Origin of the sequence: Agrobacterium fabrum str. C58 (assembly GCF_000092025.1) — a bacterium.
In the GTDB taxonomy this organism is placed as follows: domain Bacteria; phylum Pseudomonadota; class Alphaproteobacteria; order Rhizobiales; family Rhizobiaceae; genus Agrobacterium; species Agrobacterium fabrum.
Map to the genome: position 1 here is coordinate 1,638,455 of NC_003063.2, position 16,961 is coordinate 1,655,415.

The window sequence follows — 16,961 nt, forward strand, 5'->3', positions numbered from 1 at the left end:
TAGCCGAGCCGGCTTACCGCCCCAGATGCCGCTCGCCGCGCGTCTTTGCCAGTTCGATCTGCTGCTGCCGGTCGCGGAACCGCTGGCGATCGTCTTCACTGCGCTCGTCGTAACAGCTCGGGCAGGACACGCCTTCCTCGAATTTGGGCGACAGGCGAACGTCCGGCGTGATCGGGTTGCGGCAGGCATGGCAGAGCTGGTGGTCGCCTTCGGCGAGGCCGTGCACCACGGAGACGCGCTCGTCGAACACGAAACAGGCGCCTTCCCAGAGGCTCTCTTCTTCCGGCACCTCTTCCAGATATTTCAGGATGCCGCCCTTGAGGTGGTAGACCTCGTCGAAACCCTGTTCCTTCATGAATGCGGTGGCCTTTTCGCAGCGGATGCCGCCGGTGCAATACATGGCGATCTTCGGCTTGTTGTGCAGGCCGGGATTGTTCTTCACCCAGTCGGGAAACTCACGGAAGGTTTTCGTCTGCGGATCGACCGCGCCCTTGAAGACGCCGATGGCGGTCTCGTAATCATTGCGGGTGTCGATGACGATGGTATCAGGGTCGGAAATCAGCGCGTTCCAGTCCCGCGGATCGACATAGGTACCGACGATGCGGTTCGGATCGATGTCCGGCACGCCCATGGTGACGATCTCTTTCTTGAGCTTCACCTTCAGGCGCACGAAAGGCATGTGCGAGGCACGGCTTTCCTTGTGCTCCAGTGCTGCAAATTCCGGCTGGGCGCGCAGGAAGGAAAGCACCGCCTGAACGCCCGCATCCGGCCCGGCAATCGTGCCGTTAATGCCTTCGGCGGCGAGCAGCAGCGTGCCCTTCACGCCGTTCTTCTGGCAGAGTTCGAACAGCTGCTCGCGCAGGCTCTCGAACCGCGGCAGGCGGGCGAAATGATAAAGCGCTGCCACAAGGAAATCACCAGAGACTTCCGGGCGGGGGAGAATGGTCGTGTCGGTCATGGGCGCTGAAATACAGCGACGGCGGACGCAAAGCAATATTTATCAGCGGATCGCGCTATTTTGAACATCGTCAAATATCAGATCCAAGGATGAAAAAGAGGGCAGGCGCTTCATGCTCAAACCCGGGATTGGTGAGACCGCAACACCCCGCTTCCGTCATCCTTGGGCTTGTCCCAAGGATCTAACCACGTCACGTAAACCGACACGTTGCAGATCCTCGGGACAAGCCCGAGGATGACGCCGAGTGTGGTATGACGCCCTTTCCCAACACCGCCGTCTTCAGCCTATTTCGCCGCCTGCCGCCACAGCAGGCCGACGATGCGGCTTTCCGTGCGGGCGGATTCGGAAAACACCTCGTCGGCCAGTACAAGGCCTTCGGCACGCAGCGCCTGCTGCCGTTCAATGATTGCAGCAAGCAGCAGGGCCAGCCGTTCGCCATTGCCGAAACGGTCCGGTTCCCGATCGGCGACGGCGGTGAGGACGGAGAGATCATGCTCGTGGCCGAGAATATCGACCAGCCGCTTGGTGTCGGCGCGCTTGGCGCGCATGGCAGACGGCCAGAGGCGGCGCATCAGGCCAAGATGCATCCAGTAGGTCTGGCCCGCCTTGCGCAATTCGTGGAAATGTTCGACATCCGCCTGCTCGCGACAACAGGAGAGCGCCTTGCGCGCTTTGACCCTCTGTTTCGCCCAGCCGGTTCTCACCAGTCTTGCGGTCTTGTTCAGGTCATCAGGCAGGGAAAGGTCCTCCAGCCTTTCGCGTCCCTTTTCGCAGCCGGCAATGGCCGCCGCAATCGCCTCATCGAGACCGGCTTCGTGGTCAAGGGCATCGTCGCGGCGCTCGCGCAGCATCACGGTAACCGACCGCAATGCCTCGCCCTGCGTATCGGAAGCCGCAAAGGCCTCGAGATATTCCGCGGTTTCCACCAGCGCCGTCGCATCACGCGCAAAGGCGAGCGAGCGGGCGATATCGCGGAAGCGCGTATTTTCCTCGCGGGCGAAATCTGGCGCCACCTTGCGGATCAGGCGATAGAGCGCCCGCAACCGCTTGAAGCGCTTGCGGGCATCGTGCACCGCCTCATGCGATCCCGACGGCTGGTCGCGCAGGATGGTGACCGCATCGTCGATCAGTTCCAGTCCGGCCCGGCGGATTTCATCGCCAAAGGGCTTTTTCGGATCAATTCTGAAGGGCATCCGACAGGTCTCCGTTCGGACAGTCCATGGCAAGCGACTGGTTGGAGAAGCGCTTGTCCCCGGTGACTTCCCTGCCCAGCCAGGACGGCAGATCGGGATTGGCATTCTCGTCATTCATCTCGACTTCGGCCACGACCAGCCCGCGATATTGTCCTTCGAAAACATCCACCTCCCAGGTGAAGCCGCCATGGTCCACCGTGTGGCGCGTCTTCTCGATCACCACGCCCGGTGCGCTCGCCATCAGCTCTTCTGCGTCTTTGAGGGGAATGGAATATTCATATTCATCGCGGACAAGCGCGCTTGCGCCGATCTTGATGGTCAGTGTGGCATCACGCCCGTCGACGATCCTGACCCGGACCGAGCGATTTTCCAGCGAGGCGACATATGCCTGCCGAAAAGCCATGCTATGTGTCACCTCATCGCGCCATTCACCGCCTGCAACAAGAAACTTCCGTTCGATTTCCTTGGCCATGCTGTCTCCGCAAACTGGGGGGTCAGATTATCGCAAGAGAGCTTCATGAAGAAGCGAATTGATTGAAGTATCTGGATAAAAAATGGCCCCGCCATGCCTCGACATCAAAGCCGGGGCAGGCTAATCGGTAAACGGGATTTCAATCGTTTCAATCGCGCAAGGAGGCTCGTCTTGGCCCAGGATTCCGAAAAACTTCTCTCCATCCTCAAACTGCAGCCGGTCGTGCCGGTGCTGATCGTGGATGATGCCGCTTCCGCCGTTCCCCTGGCGCGCGCTTTGGTCGCGGGCGGCCTGAAGGCAATCGAGATCACCATGCGCACGCCGGCGGCACTCGATGCCATCCGTGCGGTTGCCGCGGAAGTGGAAGGCGCCCATGTCGGCGCCGGCACCATCCTGAACGCTAAGGATTTCGAAGCGGCGGCCGAAGCGGGCTCCACCTTCATCGTCAGCCCCGGCATCAATAAAAGCGTGCTGGAAGCCGCGCGCGGTTCCAGGGTGCCGCTGCTTCCCGGTGCCGCCACGGCCAGCGAAGTGATGGCGCTGCGCGACGAGGGCTACAAGGTGCTGAAGTTCTTCCCGGCCGAACAGGCCGGCGGTGCGCCTTACCTCAAGGCGCTGTCTTCGCCGCTCGCCGGAACGGTATTCTGCCCGACCGGCAGCGTATCGCTGAAGAATGCCAATGATTACCTGTCGCTGCCGAATGTCGTCTGCGTCGGCGGTTCCTGGGTTGCCCCGCGCGAACTGGTGGCGACCGGCGACTGGGCAGGCATCACCAAGCTTGCTGCCGAAGCGGCTGCGCTGCGCGGCTGATTTTGCGCAGCTGATATGAGCTCTGTCAAACCCGTTCACGAAGGCGTGAGCGGGTTTGACATTTGTATTCGGCCCACGGCTTCCTATCTCCCCTGTAGATTTGACCTCTACAGGAGATTTTGATGTTCGACGCCAAGAAGCTTCTTGAACAATTCCTCGGCTCGCAGGTGCCGGGCCTTTCGGGAAGCGTCCGTGACAGAGCCGGGCAGGCCGCCGATATCGCCAAGAACAATCCCCTGAAGGCCGGTGCCCTTGCCGCCGCCATTTTCGGCACCAAGACCGGTCGCAAGCTCGCGGGCAATGTCGCCACCATCGGCGGTGTCGCCGCCATCGCCGGCCTCGGTTATCTCGCCTACAAGAACTACAAATCCGGCCAGACGCCTGAAGCCGCGCCGAAACCCGAACCGGAGCTTCTCGCCCCGCCGGCCGATTCCGCCTTTCACCCGCAATCTCCAGCCCTTTCCAATGATTTTGCGCTGAAGCTCATCCAGGCGATGATCGCCGCCGCCAAGGCCGATGGTCATATCGATGAGAAGGAGCGCGCCAATATCATGGACAAGGTGCAGATCTCCGGCCTCGACACGGAAGCCGAGCGGTTCCTGGAAAAGGAACTGGCCGATCCGCTCGATATCGATGCGCTGGTGGCTGCTGCCCGCACCGAAGAGCAGAAGGTGGAGCTTTATACGGCCTCAAGGCTTGCAATCGAGGCGGATACGCGGGCGGAGCGGGGGTATCTAGACCTTCTCGCCGGGCGTCTGGGGCTGCCGGATGCGCTGGTGGATCATATTGAGGCGACCGTGGTGGCGGCGAAGGTGTAAGTCGGAGTTTGGGGTTCACCCCCCTCTGCCCTGCCGGGCATCTCCCCCTCAAGGGGGGAGATCAGCCAGCAGGTAACGCTCGCTCACTCGCAACGTTGAGGATGGCCGAGAGGCCGCCTCATGTCGATCTCCCCCCTTGAGGGGGAGATGCCCGGCAGGGCAGAGGGGGGTGAGCGCCACCCACCAAGAACGCCACATCCACTGTTGTCATCCCGCCCCGCTTGCCCTAATCCTTCTCCCAGCAAATGGGGAAGAGAATGCGCGATCTGAGTGATTTCAAAGGATGTCCGGCGCCCAAGCCGGTGGTGCTGAAGGGCAGTTACGTAACCGCCGAGCAGTTCGATCGCGAAAAACATCTCGAAAAGCTCTGGACAGCACTTGGCGGCGAGGGCGTGAATGCGCTGCTCAAATATTTCCCGCAAAGCGCCTTTCCCGATGCCGATGCCTTTGGTGACTGGCTCATCGGTGCAGGCGAAAAGCTCAACTGGGTGACGCTCATCTTTGTCGAAAATGCCACCGGCGAGGTCGTCGGTATGGCGAGCTACATGCGGCCCGATCCCGCCAATGGCGTGGTCGAGGTCGGTTCCGTCGCCCATGGCGCGAAGATGAAACGCTCGCCGCTCGCGACGGAAGCCCATTATCTGATGGCGAGACATGTGTTCGAGGATCTGGGGTATCGCCGTTACGAGTGGAAATGCCACAATCAAAACGAGCCCTCCAAGATCACCGCGAAACGGTATGGCTTCACCTTCGAGGGTGTCTTCCGCCAGCATATGGTCTCGAAGGGGCAAAACCGCGATACGGCTTGGTTTTCGATGATCGACGGTGAATGGCCGCTGATCGGCAAGGCCTTCGAAGCCTGGCTTTCACCTGATAATTTTGCCTCTGATGGCAACCAGAAGCGCAAGCTCGAGGATATACGCGCGGAGCTGACCAATGCCAGCGCCTGAGAAACCGACATCTGCAAAGCCGACCAGCGGCAAGAAGGATTGGTCGCCGGCTATCGCCGCCGCCCTCATCATCATCGGCTTTGGGCTGGTCTTCTTCGTCATGCCGAAGATCATGCTGTGGCTGGGTGATTATTCGCCCTGGCTCGCCGCCGGTTTTGGCACGGTGGCGGTGCTGTGTTTTTTCCTGCTGTTCTGGCTGCGGGCGCGGTACCAGCGCCGCCGCGACGGGTAGGGCACTAAAATGTGCTCTACTTCTTCGTTTTATCGTATTTTCCGGGCGTAAAACCGCTCCGCAGTTTTACTGGAAATGCTTTAGAACTGAAGCGACGCGCCGAGCAGCAGCAGCCCCATGATCAGCACGAAAAGCGCGCCGGCGATCTCGATCGCGTGGCTGATGCCGGCGGCCTTGCGGCTGCCGGGGCCGGCGAAGCGCACGGCAAGCCCCTTGGCGGAAACGGCCATGATGGCGAGAGCCGATACCGTGATGGCGGTGCCGAGCGACATGGCGAGCACGGAAAGCACACCGCCGAGATAAAGCCCGTTCAAAAGCGCAAAGCTCATGACGATGATCGCGCCGGAACAGGGCCTGAGGCCGACCGCGATAATGGCCGACCATGCTTCATGCAGGCTGAAATTTTTGCCCTTCAAGAGCATGGGATCGGGTGCGTGCGACTTTCCGCAGGCGGTGCAGAGATCGCCGGTGCCGTTATGATCATGATCCGCAAAGACCGGCTTGCCCTGGAACCGCAGGCCCGTGCCCATGCCGTTGGTTCGGGCCGCCGGGGCCTCGCCCGCGGTGGCGAAGACGGGCACCGGTTCGCGCCGGATGCGAAGCGACCAGAGCTTTCGCACCAAGAGCCAGGCGCCGAACAGCGCCACCATGGCGAAGCTGGCGATCTCCATCGCCTGCGTCGCCTTGGTCATGGTGATGGAGGTGCCGCGCAGCACCAGCCAGGCAGCACCCACAAGGCCAATGGCCATCAAACCCTGAATGAGCGCGGAGACGAAGGAAATCAGGATGCCGCGTCTCAGCTGCGTTTCATTGGCGATCATATAAGAAGAGATAACCGCCTTGCCGTGACCGGGGCCGGCGGCATGGAAAACGCCATAAGCAAAGGAAAGGCCGATCAGCGAACCGAGCGCCCAGCTATCCTCACGCATCGCCTTCAGCGCGCCGGTCAGCGCCCGGTAGAACATCTGCTGGTGCACGTTGATCCACTGCATCAGCGGCGCAAAGGGCCCGCCGAGGGAAAAGGATGGCTCCGCCGAACCGATGCCGAGCGGTGACTGCGCATGAGCCGCACCGGCAGCCGCGATGAGGCCGATGGCGATGGCGGCAAGGCTTGCCCTGCGGCTCAGCATGATATCTCCAGCCGGGTGGCGAAGAGTTTTGTCATGTCGGTGCCCGTCGGATCGTTGAAGAAGGCGTCGGTGAGCGAACTCTGGTTCTGCGAGATTACCTCGTCGGGATCGGGGCGCACGATATGGTGCTTGCAGGCATTCAGATCCTTGCCCTCGGTGGCGATATCGCCGTCCTTGGCAAAATCGATCGCCGTATACATGGTCGGATCCCAGGCGCCGAAGCTGAGCTTGCCCTTGATGGATAGAGGTTTAGCCGGCTTCACGGAAAAGAACATCAGGATCTGCTGATCCTTGTAATCCACATGAATGGCGTCGGGCTTGCCGAATTCCACCGGTTTCCCGTTGGCGGTGATAAAGGTGTAATAGGAATATTCAGCAAGCGATTCCTTGACCGTATTGCCGATCTCGGCCAGCTCGTCCTTGTCCAGCTTCAGGTCGCTGTTCTTGTCGTAGTCCATCACCACGCTTGCCGAGAACATCTCGTCGAAACGCCAGATGTTGCGTACTTCCTGAATGGTGCCGTTCGGCCCCTCGACGATTTCCATGCGGGCTTCCGCAAAGATGTGCGGATGCGCCGAAGCGGCAATGGGAATGGAGGTCAGGCCAGCCGCAAGGAGCAATAGTCGTCTGTTCATTATCCGGTCTGTCCTGCCTTCGAATCTCGAAGGTCCGACTCTAGCAGAAATTGGGACCGAATTTCGACCTGATCCCGCGCCGCTCCCGGGAGACGTCCGGAACGCCAAGGGAAGCACACGCGTCATGTGTCGTGCTTCGCAGGGGACGAAAACACACAACGCCTTCCGCCCGGGCTTGAACAGCACACGCTTTTGATGTGATGGTGGCTCCCAATCCACTTCCCGCTGCCAGTCTCCAGTCGATTCCCATGTTACAGAAAAGCACGTCGCCGGGCGCTTTTGATCGTCAGGCCTATCTGATCGCGCTGCTGGTTTTCATCGCCGGCAGCACCAATGCGGCTGTCGTGCCGTTTATCGGGTTTTATATCATTCAGGTGCTCGGTCACCCGCCGGCCACGCTTGGTCTCTACAGCGTGACGGCGATGGTGGCGTCGATCATCGCCAGCCGTTTCTATGGCGAGCGCGTGGATGCCGGCGTGCGGGTGCGGCCATTGCTGCTGCTCTCTGTGTTCGGTGCATTTGTCGCAGCGGCGGCAGCCACCTCCGGGCACCTGGCATTGCTGGTGGCGGTGACGGCAACGGGCATGGGGCTTTCCAATGCCGCCAGTACCCTGATTTTCAGTTATGGTCGCTACTATGGCCGGGTAAATGCACTGGATGCGCCTTCATATAACGCCGTCCTGCGCACAATGGTGTCGCTGGCATGGATGCTGCTTCCGGCCGCGGCCTACCTGATCCTCGATTTTGCCGGGGCGAAAGCGGTTTTTATAAATGCCATGATGATGGCAGCCATCTGGGCCGGGCTGGCGCTCGCCATCGTGCCGCGCGGCCAGACCTGTCCGATGGAACGGCGGGCAGACGGTGATGCCGATACGCGGCGCAACCTGCCGCTGTTGATGGCGGCGGCGGCCAGCTTCTGCATGTCTTTCGCCCACGCGCTCTGCGCCTCGGCCCTGCCTGTGTTTCTGGTGCGCGAAGTGGGCCTGCCGGACTACGTGCCGGGCCTGTCGCTCAGCGTCAAATGTGCCATGGAGGTTCTGCTGATCCTGCTTGCGCCGAGGATCATGCGCCGGGTCAGCGCCCGGATCCTGCTTGGCGTCTCTGCGGTGATGGCGATCATCGCTTTCAACATCATCGCTTCGGTTCAGACTTTGCCGGCCATGCTTTTCGGTGCGGCAATGGAAGGCGCCTATTACGGGTTGTGCGCCGGCACCTGCCTGACCTTCGTGCAGGGCTTTGCGCGCGGCCGCACGGCGCGGGCAACCGCGCTCTACATGAACTCCATCTTCCTTGCCGGCCTGTTTGCGGTGCCATTGATGGGGTTTGTGTCGCAATATGCGAGCTTCGGCACGTCGATCCGGCTGGCTTCGGTTGGTGCGGGTGCGGCGCTGTTGCTGCTGTTTCTGACGCGACGGCAGGTGAGTGAATAGGGTTTTGCTGAGGATTGACTGTGGCCGTGGCATCGCGGACACCCGTCATTCCTGTGCTAGTCACGGGCATCCAGCAGACGCGCGTCTGCGCGACGGGAAAAGTTCTTGCAGCCCAAGGACTTAGGCTGGCTGGATCCCTGTGACAAGCACAGGGATGAGGGAAGAGAGCACGTCGCGGAATGGAATCAGCCCGCTGCGCGGCCAACCACACTTTAAGCCGAAATATCGATGATCCCGCAATCGCCCGCTTCCGAGGCGAAGGCGAGCAGATTGCCGGTGGCGCTCCAGTCCATGCTGGTAATGGCGCCCTTGCCGGGGCGGCGCAGCAGGGCTTCCTTGCCGTCCGCGAGCCGCACGCCAAGGATCATGCCGTCGATGAAGCCGATTGCGAGCACGTCTTCCACCGGGTGGAAGGCGACATTGGTGGCCATGATGTTGGCGCGGCTGCCGAGTTCTTCCGGGGCCTTGCCCATCGGGCCATCCTTACCGGAGAACGGCCAGACGATGGCAGCCGGCGCGCCCGATGAGGCGAGCCACTTGCCCTTCACCGACCATGAGATGGACTTCACCTTGGCGGGATAACCCGTCATGCGCATATGGCGGGCTTCCATGCCGCCCTTGGTGGCTTCCATCTTCCAGCCATGCAGGGCGTTTTCCTGCATGGTGGTGACGAGGAACTTGCCGTCGGGCGAGAAGGTGACGCCGGTATGGGCGCCCTTCCATTCCAGATCGACGGGATCGCCTGCTGTCGCCACCCAATGCAGCGTCACGCCGTTATAACGGGCAACGGCAATGCGCAGGCCCTTCGGCGCAAAGGCGATCGCCTCAACCGTACGCTCTTCCTTGAATTCCTTGACCGTGCAGTCCGACAGCCGCACGAAGCTGGACTTGCCGACACCATAAGCGACCGCCTTCTGCGGCCCGCCGGCAACGACGCCCACCCATTTACGCGGCACATTGGCGATCTCGCTGATGCTGCCATCATGGCCGATGCGCAGCACCCGCCCGTCTTCGCCGCCGGAAAGCAGCGTGGCGCTATAGGGATCACGGATGCAGGTCAGAAGCCCGTCATGCGCCTCCGTCACCTTTTCGCCGCCATCCAGCCGGTGAATGGTGCCGGCGGCGGTGGCAAACAGCGGAATGTCACCGAGAAAATGGGTCGAGACCACGTGGCCTTCGATATCAAGCGGGGCAACAGTCGGCATGGGGCATCAGTCTTTCATATCTGTTTCGAAATTGGCGGGAGCGTCGTTCCCGCTGGCTGGCATGGTTCTAGAGCATTTCCGGCAAAAGCGGAACCGCTTTTACGGTTGCACGATTCGTGAAATCAAGGAGATAGAGCGCTCTGCGGTCGAGGAACCACCCTACACGACAGTTAAAAATCATCGACGCTCCAGCGCTCCGGGCTTACCCCCCTCTGTCCTGCCGGACATCTCCCCCTCAAGGGGGGAGATCGTTCCGTGGCGAGGTTTCGCAACTCTCGACGGTCGAGAATGAGGTGACAAGAGATCGTCTTGCCGATCTCCCTCCTTGAGGGGGAGATGTCCGGCAGGACAGAGGGGGGTGAACCCGGAGCGCCGGAGTGTCGCTGATTTTCAACTGTCGTGTAGGGTGTCGAAGAGCGCGCGTCAGGCAGATGACGGACGCAGCCGCACCCCGGCTCGAGGCCGGGGTAACGGGGCCAGACGATCAGGCCGTCGCGAGGCAGGCTTTGAAGCTGTTTTCCAGCTTCTCGCGATCCAGTTCGCGGCCGATGAAGACGAGGCGGCTTTCGCGCTTTTCGTCTTCCTTCCACGGGCGCTGGTGGTCGCCCTCGATGATCATGTGCACGCCCTGCACCACGTAACGTTCCGCATCGCCCTTGAAGGCGATGATGCCCTTGAGGCGCAGGATGTTCGGGCCATCGGTCTGGGTGACCTTCTGGATCCACGGGAAGAACCGCTCGGGGTTCATTTCGCCGCCGCGCAGCGAAACCGACTGCACTGTCACATCATGGATCGGCGAGACCGCGCCGTGGTGGTGATCGTGGCCATGGTCGTGCGCATGGTCATGATGCCCGTGGTCATGGTCGTGATGATGGTGGTCATGGCCGTGATCGTGCCCATGATCATGATGGTGATGATCGCAATCGGGGCCGCAGGCATGATCCTCGTGGCCGTGCTCGAGGAAATGCGGATCGTTTTCGAGTGCACGTTCCAGGTTGAAGGCGCCCTGATCGAGAACCCGGGCGAGATCGACGCCGGAACGGGTGGTCTTGTAGATGCGGGCGGAAGGATTGATGGCACGCACGATATCTTCGATGCGGGCGACTTCTTCCGGCGTCACGAGGTCGGTCTTGTTGACGACGACGACATCGGCAAAGGCGATCTGGTCTTCAGCCTCGCGGCTGTCCTTCAGGCGCAGCGGCAGGTGCTTGGCGTCAACGAGGGCAACGACGGCATCAAGCTCGGTCTTGGCGCGCACGTCGTCATCCATGAAGAAGGTCTGGGCGACGGGCACCGGATCGGCAAGGCCTGTCGTCTCGACGATGATGCCGTCGAAACGGCCGGGACGGCGCATCAGGCCTTCCACGACGCGGATGAGGTCGCCGCGCACCGTGCAGCACACGCAGCCATTGTTCATTTCGTAGATTTCCTCGTCGGATTCGACGATCAGATCGTTGTCGATGCCGATCTCGCCGAATTCATTGACGATGACAGCGTATTTCTTGCCGTGGTTCTCGGAGAGAATGCGGTTGAGAAGCGTCGTCTTGCCGGCGCCGAGATATCCCGTCAGGACGGTGACTGGAATGGGCTTGGCTGGTGCTGTTTCGGTCATGGAAACCTCGTGTGGAGCAAGGCCTGTCGCGGCCTTAAGGAATAAGTGTCGTCGTCCATATAGGCGCGATATCAGGGCAGTTCAAAGGGATTCTGGCCGGTTTCGGTTGAGTTTTTCAAATTTTGTTATGAAATAACGTTATGTCAAAAGCGTGGACATCTTCAAGCAGTTCGAGAAGGCCGTTGACCGCGTGGGAAATCAGCCTTTCGCCCTTTCCGGCTGAGGCGGCGGCGGCGTTTCCGGCAACGCCATCCGGGTTTAAATCGCTCATCAGCCAGCCGAATGCGTGCGGGCCATAGGCGCGCAGATGGCTGAAACGCTGTGAAAAATCGCTCTGGCGCGAGGGGAAATTGGCGGCCTTTTCCATCACCACCCGTTCGGGATGAAGCGCCAGCATGACGGATGTTTCGATATCGCCGCCATGGATATCGACTGCCTTGTCCTGCGGTTTCACGATATCGGCCGGCACCCCGAAACGGGTCCAGCTGGTGGCGACCGCCAGCATGCCGAAACGGGCGCGGGCTTCAGTGGCGACGATGGTCATCAGCGGTGAATTGCCGCCATGGGCATTCAGCATCACGAATTTGCGCACGCCTTTTTCATATTCCGCCTCCGCGATGCCGAGCCAGCGCTCGATGGCCTCGTCGTAACACAGGGTCTTCGTGCCCGGCACATCCATGTGCTCGATGGAATAACCGACCGGCTCCACCGGCAGGAAGGAGACCGGCAGATGGGCCGGCAAAACCGCGGCGAGGCGGGAGACGATGCCCGCCGCAATCAGCGTATCGGTCTCGAAGGGCAGGTGGGGGCCGTGCTGTTCGTGCGCGCCGAGCGGCAGAACAGAAATTGCGCCCGTTGCGCGAAGATGAGGGTCTGTTACGTTTTCGTCGTGATAATGCGTGTATGAGTTTGGCATCTGGCAGTCCGCGCGTGCATTCGGTAAGGATTTCCAGCAACATATATCGGTTCCGCCACAGGGTAAAAGGCACTCGCATATGAGCAAGGATAAAACTGGGAACAGGGACAAGGGCGCCAAGAAGGACAAGGGCAGCAAGAAGGTAAAGGACGCCAAAAAAAGGGATGAGAATTTCAACCCGGAGGAACTGGCGCAATCCATCACCCAGGCCGCCCGCTCCATGCGCACGGCGCTGAGCCATAGTCTTTCGGAAAGCGGGCTTTATGCGGGCCAGGACGGCGTTATTCTGGCGCTGGCGCAGGAAGGCAGCCTGACACCCGGGCAGATCGCCCAGAAACTCGGCGTCAAGGCGCCAACCATGACGCGCACCATCGGCCGCATGGAAGCCCAGGGTTTCGTGGAACGCAGCGGTGACGATGAGGACGGCCGTGTGACACTGGTGAAGCTGACGGAAGCGGGCCTGAAGAGTGTCGACCACATCAACACATCAATAGCCGATTGCGGGGCAAGGGCCATAGAGGGGCTTTCGGCCAAGGATATTCGCAACGTTGTTAAACTTCTCAAGGCAATCGACGCCAATCTTCAATAATTTGTTGAAATTTTTAAACGCGCCCTCTGTTTTTATGGGCATTCTTAAACAGGTTGCGGATTTTGTTTAAATTGTTTAATTGCGATTTAAACAGGGACGTCCGTCGCTGACATGCGTTTGGGGAGGAATGCCATGGCACAAAAGGTTAAACTGTCGACGATTGCCGAGAGCCTTGGTCTTTCGACCGCCACCATTTCGCTGGCATTGCGCGACAGCCCGTTGGTCGCTTCCGATACGCGTGACAAGATCAAGGAACAGGCGCGGGCGCTGGGTTATATCTACAACCGCCGCGCCGCCAGCCTGCGCACCTCGCGCTCCGGCATTGTCGGCGTGGTGTTCCATGATGTGATGAACCCGTTCTACGGCGAAATCCTGAAAGCCATCGAAAGCGAGCTGGACCGCAGCCGCCAGACCTTCATCCTGTCCAACCATTATGATTCGGTGGAAAAACAGCGCACCTTCATCGAAACGCTGCTGCAGCTTGGTTCGGATGGCATCATCATGTCGCCGGCCATCGGCACGCCGATCGAGGATATGACGCTGGCTGAAGAAAACGGCATGCCCGCCATTCTGGTGGCCCGTTCGATGGACGGCGTCGACATGCCGACCTATCGCGGCGATGACAGCTACGGCATTTCGCTGGCCACCAACCACCTCATCAGCCTCGGCCACCGCACCATCGCCATGGTCGGCGGCACCGACCAGACATCGACCGGCCGCGACCGGTATCAGGGTTACGTCAACGCACTGCGCAAGGCGGGCATCGAGGTCGATCCGAACCTGCGTATTCCCGGCCCGCGCTCCAAGCAGGGCGGCTTTGAAGCGGCGGTGCATTTCCTCTCGCTGCCGCAGAAGCCTACAGCCGCCGTCTGCTGGAATGATCTCGTCGCCATCGGTCTCATGAACGGCATTTCCCGCGCCGGACTGGTGCCGGGCGTCGATATCTCCGTGACGGGCTACGACGACCTGGAAGAAGCGGCCATCGCCACCCCGGCGCTGACCACCGTTTCCAACGGCCAGGCCGAGGTCGGGCGTCTTGCGGCCCGCGCGCTGCTGGACAGGCTGGCGGGCAGTCACGAGCCTGATGGCATTCACCTCATCAAACCGGAGATGCGCATCCGCCAGTCGACGGGGCCGGTACGGCCGCGGGTGTGAGCTCGATATCGCTTTCATCAGTTATTCCGACCCTGAGCCGGCTGACTGCGCGTTGCCCATAGTCGCCGGCGACGTTTCCTTCCTCCGTCATACCGGCCTTGAGCCGGTATCCAGCCAGCCCAACTCATTGGGCTGAAAAGATTCTTCTCGCCGCGCGGACGCGCGGCGGCTGGATTCCGGCTCAGGGCCGGAATGACGGAAGCTATATGTTTCCGTCCTCCTCATCGCCTTTTCGATTTAAACCGGACAGTCGTGGACCCGGTCCTTTTGCCGGTGGCGGACGCCGCAAAAAATCGGCATGAAACCTCCGTCTGCCCCCATAACATCCCCTTATTGCCCTTTTCACGGCCGCCGTTGTTTGAAAAGATCGTCGCCCAGAGGAGTGGGATGGCGAGTGGTTCGCCCAAAGCCCGCTCCTGATATCGGAATGCTATCTGGAGGAATATCCGCTCATGTCTGACAAAAAGGCCGTCGTTCTCGTTCCCGGCAAGATAAACCCGCGCGTTCTCGAGCGCCTTGAATGCAAGGTTGAGATCGTGGCAGTGCCTGCCGGTGCCGAGCCGGTTCTGCCTGAGGGTGCGGCCGAGCGCATCAATGCCATCGCCGTTTCCGGTGTCGTCAACGCCAAGTGGATCGACGCACTGCCGAAGCTCGAGATCATCGCCAATTTTGGCGTGGGTTATGACGGTGTCGACGCCAAACACGCCGCCACGCGCGGCATCGTGGTGACGAATACGCCCGATGTGCTGAATGACGAAGTGGCGGATACGACGATTGCGCTGTTGATCAACACCGTGCGCCGTCTTTATCAGGCCGAGACGTGGCTGCGTGATGGCAAATGGGTTGGCGAAGGCCCGTTTGCGCTATCGCCGTTTTCGTTGCGCGGCCGCAAGGTCGGTCTCTTCGGCATGGGCCGCATCGGCCAGGAAATCGCCAAGCGGCTCGAGCCCTTCAAGGTGGAAATCGGTTACCATACCCGCAGCAAGCGCGACGAACTCTCCTACACCTATTACGGTTCGCTGAAAGAGATGGCTGAGGCCGTCGATATCCTGATCTGCATCGTGCCCGGCACGCCGGAGACGCACAAGGCGATCAATGCCGACATCCTGGCGGCGCTTGGGGCGCAGGGCGTGTTCATCAATGTCGGCCGTGGCTCCAGCGTCGATGAGGATGCGCTGCTGCAGGCGTTGCAGAGCGGTGCTTTGGGTGCTGCCGGTCTCGACGTGTTTTATGCCGAGCCGAAGGTGCCGGAAGCTTTCCTCGCCCTGCCGAATGTCTCCCTGCTGCCGCATGTCGCCTCCGCCTCGGTTCCGACGCGCAACGCCATGGCCGACCTTGTGGCGGACAATATTCTCGGCTGGTTCAGGGATGGCAAGGTGCTGACACCGGTGCCGGAGACGCCCGTCAAGGGGTGATGCCTTTCCCCCGTCATCCTCGGGCTTGTCCCGAGGATCCAACCACGTCGCGTTAAATCGATCGGTTGCAGATGCTCGGGACAGGCCCGCGCATGACGAAAGAGGTGAGCTTGGCGCTCGCCTCCTGTCTGTCCCTATTCCGCAATCTCCTCCGCCCTTACCCATCGCCCTTCGGCAAACGACCGGGCCATGGCGTGAATGCTGCGCTCGATCTTCAGCCCTTCCTCGAAATCGATGATATGGGCCTTGTTGCCATCGATTGCCGCAATCAGCTCCCTGCATTCGATGACCTTCAGGTCGTTGAAACCGAGGCCGTGGCCGGGGGCGGGGATGAAGCGGTCATAGGGCTTGTGATGGGGGGCGGTGAGGATGGTTCGGAACCCCTGTTCTTCCGGGCGTCCGTCCGTGGTGTAGAGCTGGAACTCGTTCATCCGCTCCTGATCGAACAGGATCGAGCCGGTGGAGCCATAAATCTGGATGGCGATGCGCCCCTTGCGGCCCCAGGCGGAACGGTTGGCGATGAGCACGGCGGAAATGCCGCCTTCGAGCTTCAGGAGAACGCTGGCGAGATCGTGGGTCTCGACCGCGCGTTCGCCACCGCCGGCAAGCGGGCGGGTCTCGTAAGGTTTCACCATGTCCGTGATGGCGCTTTGCGCGTGGCCGAACAGGGCATAAAGCAGTGACAGCGGGTGCACGGCAAAATCATCCAGCGCACCATAACCGGAGGACGCCTCGCTCTTCCAGTAGAAGGGCTGGGTGGCATCGGCCATGAAGTCCTCGTCCATTTCGGCGCGGACGTGATAGACGTTGCCGATAGCGCCCTCATCGATCAGGCGGCGGATATGGCGGATGACGGGGTTCTGGATATAGTTGTAACCCATCGCCGCCGCCTTGGCCGACCGGCGGGCGGCATCGCGCATCTTCACTGCGTCGGCAAAGGCGGGCGCCATCGGCTTTTCACACCAGACATGCTTGCCGGCCTCAAGGGCGGCAATGGCCATTTCCGGGTGAAAGGCGTTTGGCGTGGTGACCGAGATGACGTCGATCTCGGGATCGGCCAGCAGGTCGCGCCAGTTGCCCGTGGAACGGGCGAAACCGAATTTGGCGGCCTTCTTCGCCGCCAGCTCCGGGTTGACCTCCGCGAGCGTCACCAGCCGTGGGCGTTCCACATCGCCGAAGACACTCGTGACGTTGTTCCACGCCAGCGCGTGGCATTTGCCCATGTAACCCGTGCCAATAAGGCCCACGCCAAGAGCGGCCATGGTCTTTCCTTCCGAAATTATTAGAATAAAATCAATGTCTTAGTGTTTCTGTTTTCTCTGAATCGCAATGGGCGCTCCCAAGTTGCACGGCCCTCATCCCTGTGCTTGTCACAGGGATCCAGCCAGCCCAAGTCCTTGGGCTGAGAGGAGTCTTTACCCGCCGCGCAGATGCGCGCCGG

The 16,961-nt window shown here is 60.8% G+C and carries 17 protein-coding genes; 8 read left to right on the top strand and 9 right to left on the bottom strand.

The window, feature by feature from the left end; translation table 11 throughout:
- Positions 1-13: 13 nt before the first annotated feature.
- The 3 genes from trhO to ATU_RS21070 form a co-directional block, all read right to left on the bottom strand.
- Positions 14-958, bottom strand: coding sequence for an oxygen-dependent tRNA uridine(34) hydroxylase TrhO (trhO, locus tag ATU_RS21060; protein ID WP_010973898.1), 945 nt, complete (start codon positions 956-958; stop codon positions 14-16).
- Between the two features lie 284 nt (positions 959-1,242).
- Positions 1,243-2,151: a CHAD domain-containing protein gene (locus tag ATU_RS21065; protein WP_010973899.1), complete on the bottom strand. Its 909-nt coding sequence runs from the start codon at positions 2,149-2,151 to the stop codon at positions 1,243-1,245.
- Positions 2,135-2,623 (bottom strand): CYTH domain-containing protein, encoded by a 489-nt coding sequence (locus tag ATU_RS21070; RefSeq protein WP_006316661.1) that lies wholly within the window; start codon positions 2,621-2,623, stop codon positions 2,135-2,137. Before ATU_RS21070 ends, ATU_RS21065 begins: the two co-directional genes overlap by 17 nt.
- Positions 2,624-2,794: 171 nt before the next feature.
- Here ATU_RS21070 and ATU_RS21075 point away from each other — a divergent pair, with 171 nt between their 5' ends.
- From ATU_RS21075 to ATU_RS21090, 4 genes are all read left to right on the top strand, one after another.
- A complete protein-coding gene (locus ATU_RS21075) occupies positions 2,795-3,433 on the top strand; it encodes a 2-dehydro-3-deoxy-phosphogluconate aldolase (RefSeq protein WP_010973900.1) in 639 nt (212 codons plus the stop codon).
- A 122-nt stretch (positions 3,434-3,555) separates the two neighbouring features.
- The gene (locus ATU_RS21080) at positions 3,556-4,251 is read left to right on the top strand and encodes a tellurite resistance TerB family protein (RefSeq protein WP_010973901.1); all 696 of its coding nucleotides are present in this window, start codon (positions 3,556-3,558) and stop codon (positions 4,249-4,251) included.
- Positions 4,252-4,508: 257 nt separating this feature from the next.
- Positions 4,509-5,201 carry a GNAT family N-acetyltransferase gene (locus ATU_RS21085; protein ID WP_010973902.1) on the top strand — a complete coding sequence of 231 codons (693 nt, stop codon included), beginning with the start codon at positions 4,509-4,511 and terminating at the stop codon, positions 5,199-5,201.
- Positions 5,188-5,433, top strand: a complete 246-nt coding sequence (locus ATU_RS21090; protein ID WP_010973903.1) for a hypothetical protein — start codon at positions 5,188-5,190, stop codon at positions 5,431-5,433. Before ATU_RS21085 ends, ATU_RS21090 begins: the two co-directional genes overlap by 14 nt.
- An 80-nt stretch (positions 5,434-5,513) precedes the next feature.
- Here ATU_RS21090 and ATU_RS21095 read toward each other — a convergent pair whose 3' ends face one another.
- The gene (locus ATU_RS21095) at positions 5,514-6,563 is read right to left on the bottom strand and encodes a nickel/cobalt transporter (protein ID WP_010973904.1); all 1,050 of its coding nucleotides are present in this window, start codon (positions 6,561-6,563) and stop codon (positions 5,514-5,516) included.
- Positions 6,557-7,198: a DUF1007 family protein gene (locus tag ATU_RS21100; protein ID WP_035257702.1), complete on the bottom strand. Its 642-nt coding sequence runs from the start codon at positions 7,196-7,198 to the stop codon at positions 6,557-6,559. The genes ATU_RS21095 and ATU_RS21100 overlap by 7 nt, the downstream gene beginning before the upstream one ends.
- A 248-nt stretch (positions 7,199-7,446) precedes the next feature.
- On the opposite strand from ATU_RS21100, the gene ATU_RS21105 reads away from it, so the two are divergent.
- On the top strand, positions 7,447-8,628 hold the full coding sequence (locus ATU_RS21105) for an MFS transporter (protein WP_035257777.1): 1,182 nt from the start codon (positions 7,447-7,449) through the stop codon (positions 8,626-8,628).
- A gap of 212 nt (positions 8,629-8,840) precedes the next feature.
- On the opposite strand, the gene ATU_RS21110 is transcribed toward ATU_RS21105, so the two are convergent.
- The 3 genes from ATU_RS21110 to ATU_RS21120 all read right to left on the bottom strand — a co-directional run bounded on the left by ATU_RS21110 (position 8,841) and on the right by ATU_RS21120 (position 12,361).
- Positions 8,841-9,833, bottom strand: coding sequence for a WD40 repeat domain-containing protein (locus ATU_RS21110; protein WP_010973907.1), 993 nt, complete (start codon positions 9,831-9,833; stop codon positions 8,841-8,843).
- Between the two features lie 484 nt (positions 9,834-10,317).
- Positions 10,318-11,445: a CobW family GTP-binding protein gene (locus tag ATU_RS21115; RefSeq protein WP_010973908.1), complete on the bottom strand. Its 1,128-nt coding sequence runs from the start codon at positions 11,443-11,445 to the stop codon at positions 10,318-10,320.
- A gap of 115 nt (positions 11,446-11,560) precedes the next feature.
- The gene (locus ATU_RS21120) at positions 11,561-12,361 is read right to left on the bottom strand and encodes a creatininase family protein (RefSeq protein WP_010973909.1); all 801 of its coding nucleotides are present in this window, start codon (positions 12,359-12,361) and stop codon (positions 11,561-11,563) included.
- Between the two features lie 79 nt (positions 12,362-12,440).
- On the opposite strand from ATU_RS21120, the gene ATU_RS21125 reads away from it, so the two are divergent.
- From ATU_RS21125 to ATU_RS21135, 3 genes are all read left to right on the top strand, one after another.
- Positions 12,441-12,950: a MarR family winged helix-turn-helix transcriptional regulator gene (locus ATU_RS21125; RefSeq protein ID WP_010973910.1), complete on the top strand. Its 510-nt coding sequence runs from the start codon at positions 12,441-12,443 to the stop codon at positions 12,948-12,950.
- 132 nt (positions 12,951-13,082) lie between these two features.
- Positions 13,083-14,105: a LacI family DNA-binding transcriptional regulator gene (locus ATU_RS21130; RefSeq protein ID WP_004433466.1), complete on the top strand. Its 1,023-nt coding sequence runs from the start codon at positions 13,083-13,085 to the stop codon at positions 14,103-14,105.
- A 452-nt stretch (positions 14,106-14,557) separates the two neighbouring features.
- Entirely contained in the window at positions 14,558-15,520 is a 963-nt protein-coding gene (locus ATU_RS21135) for a 2-hydroxyacid dehydrogenase (protein ID WP_010973912.1), read from the top strand.
- 134 nt (positions 15,521-15,654) lie between these two features.
- On the opposite strand, the gene ATU_RS21140 is transcribed toward ATU_RS21135, so the two are convergent.
- Positions 15,655-16,782, bottom strand: a complete 1,128-nt coding sequence (locus tag ATU_RS21140; RefSeq protein WP_010973913.1) for a Gfo/Idh/MocA family protein — start codon at positions 16,780-16,782, stop codon at positions 15,655-15,657.
- Between the last annotated feature and the right edge of the window lie 179 nt (positions 16,783-16,961).